This is a genomic window from Streptomyces kryoterrae (genome assembly GCF_054072135.1).
In genome coordinates this window covers 7,959,203-7,976,091 of sequence record NZ_CM133358.1, presented here as the reverse complement: position 1 = coordinate 7,976,091, position 16,889 = coordinate 7,959,203, and the positions used below count along the sequence as shown (strand labels likewise).

Genomic DNA, 16,889 nt, shown 5'->3' with positions numbered 1-16,889 from the left:
TCAGCCCGACAGGCCCACCACCAGCCAGATGAACGCCGCGCCCGCGATCGTGCACAGCACCGTCGAGTGGGTGGGGTGGTCGTGGTGGGCCTCGGGGAGGATCTCGGCGGCGGCGAGGTAGAGCAGTACGCCGGCGAAGAGGCCGAGATAGCCGCCGAGCGCCTGTTCGGGAATCGTGAAGAAGAGGGTCGAGGCCGCGCCCACGACCGGTGCCGCCGCGTCGGCGAACAGCATGGCCAGGGCCTTGCGGCGGGCGTTTCCGTACAGGCTCGTGATCGTGTAGGTGTTGAAGCCGTCGGCGAAGTCGTGGGCGATCACGGCGAGCGCGACCGCGAGGCCCATACCGCCGCCCACCTGGAAGGCGGCGCCGATCGCGACGCCGTCCATCGCGCTGTGGCCGACCATGGCCGCGGCGGCCGTCAGGCCCACCTGGGGCGTCCGGCCGCCGTGCTCGCCGGTCCCCTCGGAGGCGCCGTGCGAGGCCTGCCGCACGGCGAGCAGACGTTCCACCAGATGGGCCAGCAGGAAACCGGCGACGAACAGCAGCAGCGCGGCCGGTACGCCGAACACCTCCCGGCCCGCCGCGTACAGCGCCTCCGGCAGCAGGTCGAGGCCGACCACGCCCAGCATCAGGCCGCCGGCCAGGCCCAGGACGAGATGGCGGCGGTCGGTCACACGCAGTGCCGTCCAGCCGCCGGCCAGCGTCATCAGGAACGCGCCGAGCGCGACGAAGACCGCCATGTGCTCTTGCTATCCGATCAACCCGCCTTCGCGCACCTCCACACCCATCCGCACACTTACTGACGTTTTCGACATTCCGTACGAGAGGATCTCGACCCATGGCTCCCACGGCCGACGTTTCGACCGGCGCCCCCACCGGCAAGGTGACGTTCGTCGGTGCCGGCCCCGGCGCCGCCGATCTGCTGACCTTCCGCGCCGCCCGCGCCATCGCCGACGCGGACATCGTGATCTGGGCGGCCAGCCTCGTACAGGAGGCGGTCCTCGAACACGCTCGCGAGGGGGCGGAGATCCTCGACTCGGCGACCATGTCGCTGGAGGACGTCGTCGCCGTGTACGGGCGTGCCGTGCGCGAGGGCCTGCGCGTGGCCCGGATCCACTCCGGCGATCCCGCGCTCTGGGGCGGTACCCAGGAGCAGGTCGACCGGTGTGCCGAGATCGGGATCGAAACGGAGATCGTCCCCGGGGTCTCCTCCTTCTCCGCTGTCGCCGCCCTCGCCCAGCGTGAGCTGACCATCCCCGAGGTCGCGCAGTCCGTGATCCTCACCCGGCTGGGCGGCGGCAAGACGCCGATGCCGCCGGGCGAGGAGGTGCGGGAGTTCGCCCGGCACGGGACCACCATGGCGATCTTCCTGTCCGCCGCCCGCAGCGGACAGCTCGTACGGGAGCTGCTGGAGGGCGGTTATCCGACGTCCACAGCGGTCGTCATCGCCTATCAGGCGACCTGGCCCGAGGAGCTGGTCGTGCGGTGCACGATCGAGACGCTGGAGGAGACGGTCAAGGAGCACAAGCTGTGGAAGCACACCTTGTTCCTGATCGGCCCGGCCCTCGACGCCAGCGGCACCCGCTCGCACCTCTACCACCCCGGCCACTTCCACGGCTTCCGCAAGGCCGACCCGGCGGCCCGCCGGGCGTTGCGCGAGCGAGGGGCGAGTACGTGATCACCGTCATCGGTACGGGGACGGGGGCACCGCTTCCGCCGGACGCCACGGCAGCCGTCGCCGGGGCCGCGCTGGTCGTGGGCGCCCGACGGCATCTGGCCGCGGTGTCGGCGGCTGTGGCGGAGGGTGCCGAGCGGGTTGTCCTCGGGGCACTGGCTCCGGCGCTCGACACCATCGAGGAGTACGTCGGGAAGGAACGGCCCGTTGTCGTGCTCGCCTCCGGTGATCCGGGGTTCTTCGGGATCGTGCGGGCGCTGGCCGAGCGGTTCGGGGCCGGGCGGCTCGATGTCCGGCCGGGGGTGTCCTCCGTGGCCGCCGCGTTCGCCCGGACCGGGCTGACCTGGGACGACGCGGTGGTCGTCAGCGCGCACGGGCGGGAACTGCGGACGGCGGTCAACGTGTGCCGGGCACGGCCCAAGGTGGCGGTGCTGACCGGGCCGGGCGCGGGGCCCGCCGAACTGGGCTCGGCCCTGGTGGGCGGTCCGGGGGCGCGTGTTCTGGTCGTCGCGTCGGCGCTGGGCGATCCCGAGCTCGAACGCGTCGAGCGGGTCACGCCTGCCGAGGCGGCGGCGCGGGACTGGGGCGACGCGGTGAGTGTGGTGCTGTGTCTGGACGAGGCGCAGGCCCTCGCGCGCGTCGGTGTCACGGTCGCCGGGTCGGCTGTCGGGCCCGGTCAATGGGCCCTGGACGAGCAGGAGTTCGCCCACCGCGACTCGATGATCACCAAGTTCGAGGTACGGGCCCTGGCACTGTCCCGGCTCGGGCCGCGCCTCGGTGACCTGGTCTGGGACATCGGCGCGGGCTCCGGGTCCGTGGCCGTGGAGTGCGCGCGGCTGGGGGCGGCCGTGGTCGCCGTCGAGAAGACGCCGGATGGGGCGGAGCGGGTGCGGGCGAACGCCGCCGCGCACGGTGTCGATGTGCGGGTGGTGGAGGGGAGCGCCCCTGATGACCTGCCCGCGCTGTCCCAACTCGACGACCCCGACGCCGTGTTCATCGGCGGGGGCGGGCGCGAGCTGCCCTCGATCGTCACCGCGTGTGCGCGGCGGGCCCGGCGGACGGTGGTGGTCGCGATGGCCGCCCTCGACCGGGTCCCGGCCGTGCGTGCGGCACTCATCGGCGCCGGCCTCGACTGCGACGGCGTTCTGCTGCAGTCGTCCCGGCTCGCACCGCTGCCGGGTGAGGTGACCCGGCTCGCGGCGACCAACCCCGTTTTCCTGCTGTGGGGCACGCGTCCCGCGGCACATACAGACAGACATACCGGTAGCGAAGGAGATGCTCTGTGATCGGCCTGATTTCCGCGACGGCGGCGGGCGCGGCGGCGCGTGATCGGCTTGCCGCCGCCTGGCCCGACCGTACGCGTGTGTACGAGGGGCCGGTCGCCGACGCCGTCCGGCGCGCGTTCGGAGAGTGCTCGCAGCTCGTGTGCTTCCTGGCCACGGGGGCGGTCGTACGGCTGGTCGCCCCGCTGCTGGCCGACAAGGCGTCCGATCCCGGAGTGGTGTGCGTCGACGAGGGCGGACGGTTCGCCGTGTCGCTGGTCGGCGGGCACGGCGGCGGGGCCAATGAACTCGCCCGCGAGGTCGGGCGGTTGCTGGGTGCGGAGCCGGTGGTGACCACCGCGACGGACGCCGTGGGGGTGCCGGGGCTCGACACCCTCGGGCTGCCCGTCGAGGGCGACGTCGCGGGAGTCACACGGGCACTGCTCGACGGTGAACCCGTCGCGCTGGAACTGGAGTCGAGCTGGCCGCTGCCCGCGCTGCCGTCCAATGTGCTGCCGTCCGGTGCCGGGAGCACGGTGCCGGGCGCCGGGCCGACGATCCGGGTGACCGACCGGCTGATCGACGGTGACGGTGTGGGTGCGGGTGTGGTCGTGTTGCGTCCGCCGTCCCTCGTCGTCGGTGTGGGCGCCTCCAAGGGGGCGCCGGTCGACGAGGTACTCGGGCTGGTCGAGGGGGCGTTGGCGGACGCGGGGCTCTCGGTGGCCTCCGTCGCCGCGCTGGCCACCGTCGACGCGAAGGCGGGCGAGCCCGGGATCGTCGGGGCCGCCGAGCGGCTCGGGGTGCCCGTGGTGACGTACTCCGCCGACGAGTTGGCCGGGGTCGACGTGCCGAATCCCTCCGACGCGCCGCTCGCAGCCGTCGGTACGCCGTCCGTGGCGGAGGCTGCCGCGCTGCTCGGCGGGGGCGAACTCCTCGTACCCAAGAGGAAGTCGGAGCGTGCGGACGGGGCGCCGGCCATGGCGACCTGTGCCGTCGTACGGCGGCCGGGCCGTGGGCGGCTCGCGGTCGTGGGGCTCGGGCCCGGGGCGCGGGATCTGCTGACGCCGCGTGCCGAGGCGGAGTTGCGGCGGGCGTCCGTGCTGGTCGGGCTCGATCAGTACGTCGACCAGATCCGTGATCTGCTGCGGCCCGGGACCCGCGTCCTGGAGTCGGGGCTCGGCGCCGAGGAGGAGCGGGCGCGGACGGCGGTGGCCGAGGCCAGGAAGGGGCAGGCGGTCGCACTGATCGGCAGCGGGGACGCCGGCGTGTACGCGATGGCGTCGCCCGCGCTCGCCGAGGCGTCCGACGACATCGACGTGGTCGGGGTGCCCGGTGTCACGGCCGCCCTCGCCGCCGGCGCGATTCTCGGGGCTCCGCTCGGCCACGACCATGTGTCCATCAGCCTCTCCGATCTGCACACGCCCTGGCATGTCATCGAGCGGCGGGTGCAGGCGGCGGCCGAGGCGGACATCGTCGTGACGTTCTACAACCCGCGCAGCCGGGGCCGCGACTGGCAACTGCCCAAGGCGCTCGCCATCCTCGGCGCGCACCGGGAGCCGACGACGCCCGTGGGTGTCGTACGGAACGCGTCGCGGCCCGACGAGTCCAGCCGCGTCACGACGCTGGCCGGACTCGACCCGGCGACGGTCGACATGATGACGGTCGTGACCGTCGGCAACACCGCGACCCGGAACATCGCGGGCCGGATGGTCACGCCTCGCGGGTATCGCTGGCAGGAGACGACGCGATGACCACCGATGGTCCGGCGTTGCTGCCCGGCGCCCGTCCCAACACCCTTTCCCTTCATCCCACTTCACCGTCCGAGGAGACATCGTGACCACCCCGCCGCCCGCCCTGCTCATCGCCGGCCACGGCACCCGGGACGAGGCCGGGGCTGAGGCGTTCCGTGACTTCGTACGGGAGTTGGGGCGCCGCAACCCCGAACTGCCCGTCGCGGGCGGCTTCATCGAGCTGTCGCCGCCACCGCTGGGTGATGCCGTGACCGAGCTGGTGGAGCGGGGGGTACGGCGGTTCGCCGCCGTTCCGCTGATGCTGGTGTCCGCCGGACACGCCAAGGGGGACATCCCGGCGGCACTGTCCCGGGAGAAGGAGCGGCACCCGGGGATCTCCTACACGTACGGACGTCCGCTGGGCCCGCACCCGGCGCTGCTGGCGGTGCTGGAGCGGCGGCTGGAGGAGGCGCTGGGCGGTGGGGCTCGTACGCCCGCCGACCGGGCCGACGTGACCGTGCTGCTGGTCGGGCGCGGCTCCACCGACCCGGACGCCAACGCCGAGGTGCTCAAGGCGGCTCGGCTGCTGTGGGAGGGGCGCGGCTACGCCGGTGTGGAGACGGCGTTCGTGTCGCTGGCGGCGCCGGACGTGCCGTCGGGGCTCGACCGGTGCGTGAAGCTGGGTGCGCGGCGGATCGTCGTCCTGCCCTACTTCCTGTTCACCGGGATTCTGCCGGACCGGGTGCGGCAGCAGACGGAGGGCTGGGCCGCCGCGCACCCGGAGGTCGAGGTGCGGTCCGCCGAAGTCATCGGTCCGGAGCCGGAGTTGCTCGACCTGGTGATGGAACGGTACCGGGAGGCCGTGCGGGGGGATCTGCGGATGAACTGCGACTCGTGCGTGTACCGGATCGCACTGCCCGGCTTCGAGGACAAGGTCGGAATGCCTCAGCAGCCGCACTTCCATCCGGACGACGAAGGCGACCACGATGGTCACCATCATGGACATCACTCACACGGGCACTCGCACTCACATGCGCACTGACTCAGACACCGACGGGCATGACCTTCGGCATCACGGGGACGCCGAAGTGCGCGACGACGGCGCCAAGTTGATCGACCTCGCCGTGAACGTCCGGGCCGACGCTCCCCCTGCCTGGCTGCGTGAACACATCGCCGGGTCGCTCGGCGGGCTCGCCGCGTATCCCGACGGACGGGCCGCGCGGGCCGCGGTGGCGGCCCGGCACGGGGTGCCGGTGGAGCGGGTGCTGCTCACCGCCGGGGCCGCGGAGGCCTTCGTGCTGCTCGCGCGCGCCCTGAAGGTACGCCGGCCGGTGGTCGTGCATCCGCAGTTCACGGAGCCGGAGGCGGCACTGCGGGATGCCGGGCACAGCGTGGACCGGGTGCTGCTGCGGGCGGCGGACGGATTCCGGCTGGACCCGGCACTCGTGCCCGACGATGCCGACCTCGTGGTGATCGGCAACCCGACCAACCCGACGTCGATCCTGCATCCGGCGGCTGCCATCGCCCGACTTGCCCGCCCTGGACGGACGTTGGTGGTCGACGAGGCGTTCATGGACGCGGTGCCGGGTGAGCGGGAGGCGCTGGCCGGGCGTACGGACGTGCCCGGGCTTGTGGTGCTGCGGAGCCTGACGAAGACGTGGGGGCTGGCGGGGCTGCGGATCGGGTACGTGCTGGCGGCGCCGGAGACGATCGTGGAGCTGGAGCGGGCGCAGCCGTTGTGGCCGGTGTCCACGCCGGCGCTGGCCGCGGCGGAGGTGTGCGTGTCCGGGCCGGCGCTGGTGGAGGCGGAGGAGGGGGCGCGGCGTATCGCCGCCGACCGGGCTCATCTGGTCGCCGGGCTCGCCGAGTTCGGGTCCGACGGGGTGCGGGTGGTGACGCCGGCGGAGGGGCCGTTCGTGCTGGTGCGGGTGCCTCGGGCCGTTGTGGTGCGGGGGCATCTGCGGGGGCTGGGGTATGCGGTGCGGCGGGGGGACACGTTTCCCGGGTTGGGGGAGGAGTGGTTGCGGGTGGCTGTGCGGGATCGGGTGACGGTGAACGGGTTTCTGCAGGCGTTCGACCGGGCGGTGACGCTCGCCGGACGGTGAGTTTCTTCGCCCCCGCCGCCCCTACCCGTCCCATCCTGTTCCTGGGGGCTGCGCCCCCAGAGGGGGGACCCCCAACGGGCTGAATATTCAGCCCCTCCGGCGTTTGAGGAGCGGGGGTTCGGGGGCAGCGCCCCCGAGGACGGGACGGGTAGGGGCGGCGGGGGCGAGAAAACGCCCCCTGCGTCAGCTCTTGCCTCGGCGCGCCAGCGCGACCGCTCCTCCGCCCGCTACCAGCAGCACGGCCACCCCGCCCACGAGGTACGGCATCATCGAGCCGCCCCCCGTCTCCGCGAGCCCCGCCTGGGCCGGTGCCCCCTGCGGCTTCACCTCCGGTGCCGGTTTCGTCGGCGTCGGAGCCTGCGCCGCCGGTGCCTCGCAACTCACCTTCGCCAGCGTCACCGTGCCCTCGACCTCCGCCACGTTGAGGTCCAACGGGTTGACGGACACCTTGAGTTCGAGCGCGGTCGCAGCCGCCGTACGGGTCGTCGTCTCCGTCTGTGCCAGGTCGAGGCGTACCTCGCCGACTCCTGGCACCTTGACCTCGACGGGACCGCTCGGCGTCAGCGTCACCTTCTTTCCGAGAGCCGTCACCGCACCCAGGAGGTTCGAGGAGGCGACCGGCTTCTCCCCCGCGACGCAGGTCGCCTTCGACGTGACCTGCTCGACCTCGACGAGTGACAGGAGCGGGAGGCCGGGCACATGGAGTTTGGCGTGTACGAGCCTCGTCGACGCCTCCGCCTTCCCGTCCGACACCGCCGCCTTCTCCTCCGCGGCCTCCGCACCGAGCACGGTGAACGGCTTTCCGCCGTCCACGCCGTCCAACGTGGCGGTCAGCGCCGTCTGCTGGGCGCTCCGCGGCGCCTGGACCTCGTTCAGGGCGACCGCAAGCGGGACGTTGACGCTCTTGTTGAGGAGTGACACGTTCAGGCCGGTGCGGAGGACGACCGCGCTCGCGCGGCCCTGGTCCTCCGTCGCGTGGGCCAGGGCCGCGGGACCGGCGGCCACCAGGGCCGTGGCTGCCGCGACGGTGGCCAGACGGCGTGCGGGCATGCGGAAGTTGGTGGCGTTCACGGCTGGGGACCCCTCGGAAGAGACCCGCTCGGGACCCGGTAAGAATTACGTACAGGGCGTCAACGGTCAGCAATCTGACGGGACTTCACTCCTCCGTGGGGTTTCCGCGCAGATCTTCGAATCCCACGGCACGGATGTTCACCGCATTCACCCGGATCACCCCACGACCCGCCCGTTCAGCACCACCCGCGACGGCGCCCCCAACACCCGTACGTCCGCCCGCGGATCGCTCTCGTACACCACCAGGTCCGCCGCCGCCCCCTCCGCGAGGCCGGGCCGCCCCAGCCACTCCCGCGCACCCCAGGTCGTCGCCGACAGCGCCTCGACCGCCGGGATGCCCGCCTTGGTCAGCTCGGCCACCTCCGCCGCGACCAGCCCGTGCGGCAACGTGCCCCCCGCGTCCGTGCCGACGTACACCGGGATCCCCGCGTCGTACGCGGAACGCACCGTGTCGTAGCGGCGTTCGTGCAGGCGGCGCATGTGGGCCGACCAGGTCGGGAACTTGGCTTCGCCGGATGCCGCCAGGTTCGGGAACGTCGCGATGTTCACCAGGGTCGGGACGATCGCCACGCCGCGTGCGGCGAACAGGGGGATCGTGTCCTCGGTCAGGCCCGTCGCGTGCTCGACACAGTCGATGCCCGCCTCGACCAGGTCCCGCAGGGAGTCCTCCGCGAAGCAGTGGGCCGTGACCCGCGCACCCAGGCGGTGGGCCTCCGCGATCGCCGCCGCCACCTCCTCGCGCGGCCAGCAGGCGGAGAGGTCTCCGGTGCCGCGGTCCAGCCAGTCCCCCACCAGCTTCACCCAGCCGTCGCCGCGCCGGGCCTCCCGGGCGACGTACGCCACCAGGTCGTCCGGCTCGATCTCGTGCGCGAAGCCCCGGATGTAGCGGCGGGTACGGGCGATGTGCCGGCCCGCCCTGATGATCTCCGGGAGGTCCTCGCGGGCGTCGGTCCAGCGGGTGTCCGACGGTGAGCCGGCGTCCCGGATGAGGAGGGTCCCGGCGTCCCGGTCGGTCAGCGCCTGCTTCTCCGCCGTGTCGTCGGGCACCGGGCCGTCCGGGCCGAGGCCCACATGGCAGTGCGCGTCGACCAGACCGGGCAGCGCCCAGCCCTCCACCGTACGGATGTCCCGGGCGCCGGGCGGGCGGTCGTACGCGATCCTGCCGCCGACCACCCACAGCTCGTCCCGGATCTCCTCCGGGCCGACCAGCACCCGCCCCTTCACCCGCAGCACCGCCTGATCGCTCATGGACGGCACCTTAGTTCGGCTGCTCCGGCTTCTCCCCCTCCGCCTGTCCCTCCGCCTGTCCCTCCGCCTCCTGCGCCGTCTCCTCCTCCACGTCCGCCATCGCCGGGTCCAGCAGGCGGGAGAGGAAGTGACGGGTGCGTTCATGGCTCGGGTTGGTGATGACCTGCGCCGGAGGGCCGTCCTCGACGATCACTCCGCCGTCCATGAAGACGACCCGGTCGGCGACCTCGCGGGCGAACGTCATCTCGTGGGTGACGACCATCATCGTCATGCCCTCGTTCGCCAGCCTGCGCATCACCGCCAGTACGTCCCCCACCAGCTCGGGGTCGAGTGCCGACGTCGGCTCGTCGAAGAGCATGACCTCCGGGCCCATCGCCAACGCCCTCGCGATGGCGACCCGTTGCTGCTGGCCGCCGGAGAGGGACGACGGGTACGCGTCCGCCTTCTCCGAGAGGCCCACCCGCTCCAGGTTCTCCGCGGCCACCCGCGCGGCCTGAGCCTTGTCCCGCTTCAGCACCCGGCGTTGCGGCAGCGTCAGGTTCTGCGTCACCGTCAGATGCGGGAAGAGGTTGAACTGCTGGAAGACCATGCCGATACGACGGCGGACCTCGTCGATGTCGACGTCCGGGTGCGTGACCTCCGTACCGCCGACGAGGACCTGGCCCTTCGTCGGCTCCTCCAGCAGGTTCACACAGCGCAGCAGCGTCGACTTGCCGGACCCGGACGGGCCGATCACACACACGACCTCGCCCTGCCCGATCTCCAGGTCGATGCCGCGCAGCACCTCGTTGTCGCCGAACGCCTTGTACAGGTCCCGGACTTCGATCTCCGGCACACTCGTGTCCTCGGTAACGTCACTCACCTGGTCGCCTCCCCCGCCTTCGTCTCCAGCCGTCGTACGACGAAGCCCAGCGGCACCGTCACCAGCAGATAGCACAGGCCCGCCACCAGGATCGGCGTGGAATTGGCGGTCTGGCTGGCCAGGTCGCGGCCGTACTTGGCCAGTTCGCGTTCGTCCAGGGTGACACCGAGGAACAGCACCAGCGAGGAGTCCTTGAACAGGAGCACCAACTCGTTGGTGAGCGGCGGGATCACGATGCGGAACGCCTGCGGGATGATGATCGAGACCATGGCCCGCGCATGCGAGAAGCCCAGTGAACGGGCCGCCTCCATCTGGCCTTTGGGCACCGCCTGGATGCCCGCGCGGATCGTCTCCGCCATGTACGCCGCCGACACCAGACCGAGTGCCAGCGCCACCTTGCCGTACGTCCCGCCCGGGATCTCCGTGCCGGGGAAGGCGAGGGGCACCGCCACGCCCACGAAGATGAAGATCAGCAGGGCCGGCAGACCGCGGAAGATCTCGATGTAGATGCCGGCGACCCAGCGGTAGGGGCCCACCGGTGACAGCCGCATCAGGGCGATCGCCATCCCCAGCACCAGGCCGAAGACGAAGCCCGACAGGGTGTAGAGGACGGTGTTCTTGAGCGCCAGCGTGATGATCTCCGGGAACATCTGCTTGGCCAGGTCCGCCTGCGCGAACTGGTTCTTCAGACGGGCCCAGTCGGCCGACACCGCGAGGGCGACGACGGCCGCGACGAACAGCGCGTACTGGGCGCCACGGGACAGCGCCCGCTTCTGAGTGCGGCTCAACCCCTGCTTGCGGGGCTGCAGTTGCTTCGCTGAGGCATCGGTCATGACGCGGACGGAGCGGCGGCGGACTCGTCGTACGGGCCGATCCACTGCTCGTACAGCTTCTTGTACGTGCCGTCCGCCTTCGAGTCGGTGATCACCTTGTTGAGCGCGGCGAGCAGCTTGGTGTTGCCCTTCTTCACCGAGAAGCCGTACTGCTCACCGGTGTTGAGGTTGTCCACCACCTTGAAGGCGTCCGCGTTGGCCGGGGTCTTGAGCCAGCCCTGGACGACCGGGTAGTCGATGATCACGGCCTCCACCTGTCCGGTGCGCAGGCCGTTGAGGACGGCGTCGGAGGACTCGAAGGAGACCGGGTCGAGGTCCTTGCCCTTGGCGTAGTCCTCGCCGGTCGTCTGCGCCTGGGCGCCGACCTTCTTGTCCTTGAGGTCGGCGAAGGAGGTGATGCCGCTCTTCTTGTCGACGAGGACGGCCTGCGTCGCGGCGAAGTAGGGGTCGGAGAAGTCGACGTTCTTCTTGCGTTCGTCGGTGATGGTCATGCCGGCCGCGCCGAGATCGCACTGGTCCGAGTTGAGGAAGGCACCCGTCTTGAAGTTCTCGAAGGGCGTGTCGAGGATCTTCTGCTTCACGCCGAGGTTCTTGGCCACGAGGTCGACGAGCGACACGTCGAAGCCCTGCACCTTGCCGTCGATCTCCGACTGGAAGGGCGGGTAGGGGAGGTGGGTGCAGACGGTGAGCTGACCGCCCTTGACGAGTTCGACCCCGCCGGCGGCGGTCTTCGAGGCGCCGCCGGCGTCGTCGGAGGAGCAGCCGGCGACGAGCAGGAGCCCGGCCGTCGCGGTGGTGGCGGCCAGCATGCGGGACCGTCGGGCGAGGACCGTGTTCAAGGGGACCTCCTGTGGGGGGACTGTGGGTTCTGATTATAAGGAGAAGTTTGACTATCTCAAATCATTACTATGGCTGTGGCGCCGCGTGACCTGCGCTTTCGAGGCCGCGCGGCCTCGCGGTTAGTCTCGACTCGACTCCCCTACCCCGCGATCCGAAGAGAGCACCACCGTGACCACGCACCCCTTCCTGGACCTGGCGCCACTGACCGCCGCGCGCTTCGCGTCGATCGAGGACCGCGTGGCGCGGCTGCTCTCCACCGAGCAGGACGTCGTGATCATGCAGGGCGAGGCACTGCTGCCCCTGGAAGGCGCCATCAGGGGGACCACGGGGCCTGGCACGACCGCCCTCAACGTCGTCACGGGCCCCTACGGGCAGACGTTCGGCGACTGGCTGCGGGACTGCGGCGCCACGGTCGTCGATCTCACGGTGCCCTTCCACTCGGCGGTCACGGCCGCGCAGATCCGGGAGGCGTTCGCCGAGCATCCGGAGATCGACTTCGTCTCACTGGTGCACGCCGAGGCGGCGACCGGCAACACCAATCCGGTCGCGGAGATCGGCGAGGCGGTACGGGAACACGGCGCCCTCTTCTACCTCGACGCCGTCGCGTCGGTCGGCGCCGAGCCGGTGCTGCCGGACGCGTGGGGTGTCGACCTGTGCGTGATCGGGGCACAGAAGGCGATGGGCGGGCCGGCCGGGGTGTCGGCGGTGTCGGTGAGCGAGCGGGCGTGGGCGCGGATGGCGGCGAATCCCGGGGCTCCCCGGCGGTCGTACCTCTCGCTGCTGGACTGGAAGGAGCGGTGGATCGACGGCGGCCGGCGCACGCTTCCGCACGCTCCCGCCCAGTTGGAGATGCTCGCGCTGGAGGCGTGCGTCGAGCGGATCGAGGCGGCGGGGCTCGACTCGGTGATCGCCCGGCACACCGCCGCGGCGGCGGCCACCCGGGCGGGGGCGCTCGCGCTGGGCGGCGGCCTTGAGCCGTATGTGTACGAGGCCGTGGACGCGGCGCCGGTCGCGACGACCCTGCGGGCACCCTCCGGGGTTGTCGCGTCGGAGCTGGTGGCGAGCGCGCTGGCCGCCGATCCGGCGCTGCCGCTCGCGGCGGGCGGGGGCGCGCTGGCCAAGGAGATGATCCGGGTCAACCACTACGGGGCGGACGCCACGCGAGAGGCGGTGCTCGGGAGTCTGGCCGCGCTGGGCGCGGCGCTGGCGGACCGGGGGCCGGCGGTGGACGCCGAAGGCGCCAGACGACAGGCGGTCGCGAATTTCTCGTGAATGCGCGATGAGATTGAACAACTGAATAGCAGATACTTTACGGCAGATAGTTTCCCATGCTCTCCTGCCCGCTTTCCATCACCCTAAACGCAAAGGTTTTGCGAACGAATCAAGTGAATTGCATGTTGTGACACGCTCAACAATGCGCCCGCTTTGTCTCGTTACGAGCTGGACAAAGCGGGCGTTCCAGTACTCGCGGAATAACACATTCCGCGTCGGCGCGGAACCCCGACCGGCCATGCATTTTTGAATTTCTCTCGGTAAGTTCAATTTGCATGAGCGCAGCACGGACAGACCTGCAAATCGACCGCCCGGCGATTGCCGACGGGTCCGCGCTGTGGCGGATCGCCCGGGACTCGAAGGTTCTCGATCTCAACTCGTCGTACAGCTATCTGCTGTGGTGCCGGGACTTCGCCGCCACCTCGGCCGTCGCCCGGGACTCCTACGGGTGCCCGGTCGGCTTCGTCACCGGGTACGTCCGGCCGGACCGGCCGGGCACCCTGCTCGTCTGGCAGGTGGCCGTCGACGCCGGCCACCAGGGGCGCGGGCTCGCCGCCGCGCTGCTCGACGGGCTGACCCGGCGGGTCGGCGCCGAGCAGGGGCTCACCGCCGTCGAGACCACCATCACCCCCGGCAACACCGCCTCGGAGCGGCTGTTCACCTCGTTCGCGGAGCGCCACGGCGCCACCGTCGAGCGCGAGGTGCTGTTCGACGCGGGCCTGTTCCCCAACAGTCCGCACGACCCCGAGATCCTGTACCGCATCGGCCCCCTCTCCGAACTTGCCGGCTTCTCCGGGCACTCCCGGCTTTCCCGGCTCTCCGGCTGATCTCGCCCCCACCTCAAGGAGTTCACCGACGTGACCATCACCCAGTCCGACCTGAGTGTCTTCGAGACCGTCGAGTCCGAGGTGCGCAGCTACTGCCGCAGCTGGCCCGCCGTGTTCGACCGCGCGCAGGGCAGCCGTATGTACGACGAGGACGGCCACGCCTACCTCGACTTCTTCGCGGGCGCCGGATCACTCAACTACGGCCACAACAACCCCGTACTGAAACGGGCGTTGATCGACTATCTGGAGCGGGACGGTGTCACGCACGGGCTCGACATGTCGACCTCCGCGAAACGCGCGTTCCTGGAGTCCTTCCATGAGCTGGTGCTGCGGCCCCGTGACCTGCCGTACAAGGTCATGTTCCCGGGCCCGACCGGCACCAACGCCGTCGAGGCGGCGCTGAAACTGGCGCGCAAGGTGAAGGGGCGGGAGGCCATCGTGTCCTTCACCAACGCCTTCCACGGCATGTCCCTCGGGTCGCTCGCCGTGACCGGCAACGCCTTCAAGCGGGCCGGTGCGGGCGTTCCGCTGGTGCACGGGACGCCGATGCCGTTCGACAACTACTTCGAGGGGACCGTCCCCGACTTCCTGTGGTTCGAGCGGCTGTTGGAGGACCAGGGCTCCGGCCTCAACAAGCCGGCCGCCGTGATCGTGGAGACCGTGCAGGGCGAGGGCGGCATCAACGTGGCGCGCCCGGAGTGGCTGCGGGCGCTGGCCGACCTGTGCGTACGGCAGGACATGCTGCTGATCGTCGACGACATCCAGATGGGCTGCGGGCGCACCGGCGCCTTCTTCTCCTTCGAGGAGGCGGGCGTCGTGCCCGACATCGTCACCGTGTCGAAGTCCATCAGCGGGTACGGACTCCCCATGTCCCTCTGCCTGTTCAGGCCCGAGCTGGACGTCTGGGAGCCGGGCGAGCACAACGGCACGTTCCGCGGCAACAACCCGGCGTTCGTGACGGCCACCGCCACGCTGGAGACGTACTGGTCCGACGGATCCGCCATGGAGAAGCAGACGCGCACCCGTGGCGAGCAGGTCGAGGAGGCGCTGATCTCGATCACCGAGGAGAACCTCGCCGACGTCAAGGAGTACCGGGGCCGGGGGCTGGTGTGGGGCCTGGAGTTCCACGAGAAGGCGCGCGCGGGGCGGGTGGCGCGGCGGGCCTTCGAACTCGGGCTGCTCGTCGAGACGTCCGGTCCGGAGAGCGAGGTCGTGAAGTTCCTGCCGGCGCTCACCATCACTCCCGAGGAACTGGACGAGGGCCTGCGGATCGTCGCCCGCGCCGTACGCGAGACCGTCGAGACCGTCTGAGAGAGGGGTTGTTGAGCACGTGATCGTCCGTTCGTTCAAGGACATCGAAGGCACCGACCGGCATGTGAGGGCGGCGTCCGGTACCTGGGAGAGCAAACGCATCGTCCTCGCCAAGGAGCGGGTCGGCTTCTCGCTCCACGAGACCGTCCTGTACGCGGGCACGAAGACGTCGATGTGGTACGCGAACCACGTCGAGGCCGTCGTGTGCGTCGAGGGCGAGGCCCTGCTGACCGACGACGAGACCGGGCGGACCTACACGATCACCCCGGGCACCATGTACCTCCTCGACGGACACGAGCGGCACACGATGCGGATCAAGGAGGACTTCCGCTGCCTGTGCGTCTTCAACCCGCCCGTGACCGGCCGCGAGGACCACGACGAGAACGGCGTCTATCCCCTGCTGACGGAACCCGACCCAGATTTCGACCTCAACTCCGACTCCGAGGAGGTCTGACACCCATGTCACCCATCCCACCCACGTCCACTCTCACCGACCTGTACCCCACCCGGGGCGCCGCCGGGTCTCCGCCCCCAGTCCAGGACCCGGCCTCATGGGGGGGCGCCGGGGCCGGACATCGTGTTCAACAGCTTGACATCCTCCCCCTCTTAGAAGAGAGGGATTTCAACCCGGTTGGGTTGGGGTTCACGGACGCTCGGCCGCTGTGTGGGCGGTGTCGTCCCTCCGGCACCGGCTGTTCGCCGGGGGCGAGGGATCCCGCCCTGTCCTGCCGCGACGTTGTTTGCTGCGTTGGTGTCCGCGTTGCAGGTGAAGCCGCAGGAGGAGCAACAGAATTCGGCTTGGCTCTTGCGCGAGTTCTTGTCGATCCATCCGCAGGCGCTGCAGCGCAGGCTGGTGTAGGGGGCGGGGACGTCTTCGACCCGGCCGGGGGCCTTGTGTTCGGTACGCCGGCGAAGCACGCCCCAGCCTTGGGCGAGGATGGCCCGGTTGAGTCCGGCTTTCTGACGCACGTTCTTGCCGGGCTGTTCGACGGTGCCCTTCGCCGAGCGGGTCATGTTCGTGATGTTGAGTTTCTCGAACCGCACCAGGTCGTAGGTGCCGGCGAGTGTGGTGCTCGTCTTTTCGCACCAGTCCTTGCGCCGGTCCGCCTCTCGCGTCTTGAGCTTGGCGACCTTGGCGTACTCGACGGTCTTGGCCTCGCTGCCCTTGGGTGCTCTGGCTGCTCGCCGCTGGTGCTTGCGAACCTGTGCCCGTTCTTTGACCGTGAGCTGCGGGCAGTTCAGCTTCCGGCCGTCGGACAGTGCGGCCGTGATCGTCACGCCCCGGTCGATGCCGATGACCTCACCCGTACCGGGGGCGTCGATCGGTTCGGGGACGATGGCGAACGCCGCGTGCCACTGTCCGTTGCGCCAGGTGATCCGGAACGTCTTCGCGCTGGGCAGCCCGGTACGGGTGAGGCGGAAGCGGACCCAGCCGCAGCCGGGCACCTTCACCTGCGCCCACCGCCTGTTGAGCTTCCGCACCACCACCGAACGGCCCATGACCTGCCTGGCGGTCTTCGTGTTCACCTTCGGTGAGCCGTTCGCCTCGAACTCCGGCACGCGGTCGGTGCCGATGACCCGGAAACCCTCGTGCCGGTACTTCTTGCGCCAGGTCGGCTCGCCGAACCCGGACGTGAACCGCGCGTTCTTGGCCTGCGCGAAGTCCTTGAGTGCCTGCTGCTGCACGTCCGCGTTCCCGGCACCCAGCCATTCATTGTCCCGTCGGGCTTCGGTGAGCTGGCGGCACTGTTCGGCGAAACCGGGTGCGGCCTTGCGGCCCTTGTACCAGTGAGAGTGCTGCTCGACGGCCAGGTTCCACACGTACCGGGCGTGCGCGCAGTGCTCACGCATG

Annotated in this window: 16 protein-coding genes; 9 read left to right on the top strand and 7 right to left on the bottom strand. The window is 70.7% G+C overall.

Translation table 11 applies throughout. The features are described from left to right. A complete protein-coding gene (locus ACW4TU_RS35405) occupies positions 1 to 741 on the bottom strand; it encodes a ZIP family metal transporter (RefSeq protein WP_457420011.1) in 741 nt (246 codons plus the stop codon). Between the two features lie 98 nt (positions 742 to 839). On the opposite strand from ACW4TU_RS35405, the gene cobM reads away from it, so the two are divergent. From cobM to cobC, 5 genes are all read left to right on the top strand, one after another. Further along, positions 840 to 1,679 carry a precorrin-4 C(11)-methyltransferase gene (gene cobM / locus ACW4TU_RS35400; protein ID WP_457420009.1) on the top strand — a complete coding sequence of 280 codons (840 nt, stop codon included), beginning with the start codon at positions 840 to 842 and terminating at the stop codon, positions 1,677 to 1,679. Then, positions 1,676 to 2,962: a precorrin-6y C5,15-methyltransferase (decarboxylating) subunit CbiE gene (cbiE, locus tag ACW4TU_RS35395; RefSeq protein WP_457420007.1), complete on the top strand. Its 1,287-nt coding sequence runs from the start codon at positions 1,676 to 1,678 to the stop codon at positions 2,960 to 2,962. The genes cobM and cbiE overlap by 4 nt, the downstream gene beginning before the upstream one ends. Next, positions 2,959 to 4,689, top strand: a complete 1,731-nt coding sequence (gene cobJ / locus ACW4TU_RS35390; protein WP_457420005.1) for a precorrin-3B C(17)-methyltransferase — start codon at positions 2,959 to 2,961, stop codon at positions 4,687 to 4,689. The genes cbiE and cobJ overlap by 4 nt, the downstream gene beginning before the upstream one ends. 82 nt (positions 4,690 to 4,771) lie before the next feature. Next, positions 4,772 to 5,710 (top strand): sirohydrochlorin chelatase, encoded by a 939-nt coding sequence (locus ACW4TU_RS35385; RefSeq protein ID WP_457420003.1) that lies wholly within the window; start codon positions 4,772 to 4,774, stop codon positions 5,708 to 5,710. Further along, positions 5,700 to 6,773 carry an Rv2231c family histidinol phosphate aminotransferase CobC gene (cobC, locus tag ACW4TU_RS35380; RefSeq protein WP_457420001.1) on the top strand — a complete coding sequence of 358 codons (1,074 nt, stop codon included), beginning with the start codon at positions 5,700 to 5,702 and terminating at the stop codon, positions 6,771 to 6,773. Before ACW4TU_RS35385 ends, cobC begins: the two co-directional genes overlap by 11 nt. A gap of 183 nt (positions 6,774 to 6,956) precedes the next feature. Here cobC and ACW4TU_RS35375 read toward each other — a convergent pair whose 3' ends face one another. The 5 genes from ACW4TU_RS35375 to ACW4TU_RS35355 all read right to left on the bottom strand — a co-directional run bounded on the left by ACW4TU_RS35375 (position 6,957) and on the right by ACW4TU_RS35355 (position 11,626). Then, on the bottom strand, positions 6,957 to 7,844 hold the full coding sequence (locus tag ACW4TU_RS35375; protein ID WP_457419999.1) for an SCO1860 family LAETG-anchored protein: 888 nt from the start codon (positions 7,842 to 7,844) through the stop codon (positions 6,957 to 6,959). 156 nt (positions 7,845 to 8,000) lie between these two features. Further along, positions 8,001 to 9,092 carry an amidohydrolase family protein gene (locus ACW4TU_RS35370; RefSeq protein ID WP_457419997.1) on the bottom strand — a complete coding sequence of 364 codons (1,092 nt, stop codon included), beginning with the start codon at positions 9,090 to 9,092 and terminating at the stop codon, positions 8,001 to 8,003. Positions 9,093 to 9,102: 10 nt separating this feature from the next. After that, complete coding sequence (locus ACW4TU_RS35365) at positions 9,103 to 9,954, bottom strand: amino acid ABC transporter ATP-binding protein (protein WP_457419995.1); 852 nt, start codon at positions 9,952 to 9,954, stop codon at positions 9,103 to 9,105. Further along, on the bottom strand, positions 9,951 to 10,787 hold the full coding sequence (locus tag ACW4TU_RS35360; protein ID WP_457419993.1) for an amino acid ABC transporter permease: 837 nt from the start codon (positions 10,785 to 10,787) through the stop codon (positions 9,951 to 9,953). Before ACW4TU_RS35360 ends, ACW4TU_RS35365 begins: the two co-directional genes overlap by 4 nt. After that, positions 10,784 to 11,626 carry a transporter substrate-binding domain-containing protein gene (locus ACW4TU_RS35355; protein ID WP_457419991.1) on the bottom strand — a complete coding sequence of 281 codons (843 nt, stop codon included), beginning with the start codon at positions 11,624 to 11,626 and terminating at the stop codon, positions 10,784 to 10,786. The genes ACW4TU_RS35360 and ACW4TU_RS35355 overlap by 4 nt, the downstream gene beginning before the upstream one ends. Before the next feature lie 169 nt (positions 11,627 to 11,795). Here ACW4TU_RS35355 and ACW4TU_RS35350 point away from each other — a divergent pair, with 169 nt between their 5' ends. The 4 genes from ACW4TU_RS35350 (at position 11,796) to ACW4TU_RS35335 (ending at position 15,491) form a co-directional block, all read left to right on the top strand. After that, positions 11,796 to 12,899, top strand: a complete 1,104-nt coding sequence (locus ACW4TU_RS35350; protein WP_457419989.1) for a pyridoxal-phosphate-dependent aminotransferase family protein — start codon at positions 11,796 to 11,798, stop codon at positions 12,897 to 12,899. 275 nt (positions 12,900 to 13,174) lie between these two features. Then, positions 13,175 to 13,726, top strand: a complete 552-nt coding sequence (gene ectA, locus ACW4TU_RS35345; RefSeq protein WP_457419987.1) for a diaminobutyrate acetyltransferase — start codon at positions 13,175 to 13,177, stop codon at positions 13,724 to 13,726. A 30-nt stretch (positions 13,727 to 13,756) separates the two neighbouring features. Next, positions 13,757 to 15,037: a diaminobutyrate--2-oxoglutarate transaminase gene (ectB, locus tag ACW4TU_RS35340; protein ID WP_457419985.1), complete on the top strand. Its 1,281-nt coding sequence runs from the start codon at positions 13,757 to 13,759 to the stop codon at positions 15,035 to 15,037. 19 nt (positions 15,038 to 15,056) lie between these two features. After that, positions 15,057 to 15,491 carry an ectoine synthase gene (locus tag ACW4TU_RS35335; protein ID WP_457419983.1) on the top strand — a complete coding sequence of 145 codons (435 nt, stop codon included), beginning with the start codon at positions 15,057 to 15,059 and terminating at the stop codon, positions 15,489 to 15,491. Positions 15,492 to 15,643: 152 nt separating this feature from the next. Here ACW4TU_RS35335 and ACW4TU_RS35330 read toward each other — a convergent pair whose 3' ends face one another. Next, positions 15,644 to 16,888, bottom strand: a complete 1,245-nt coding sequence (locus ACW4TU_RS35330) for an RNA-guided endonuclease InsQ/TnpB family protein (protein ID WP_457419981.1) — start codon at positions 16,886 to 16,888, stop codon at positions 15,644 to 15,646. Position 16,889 lies beyond the last annotated feature (1 nt).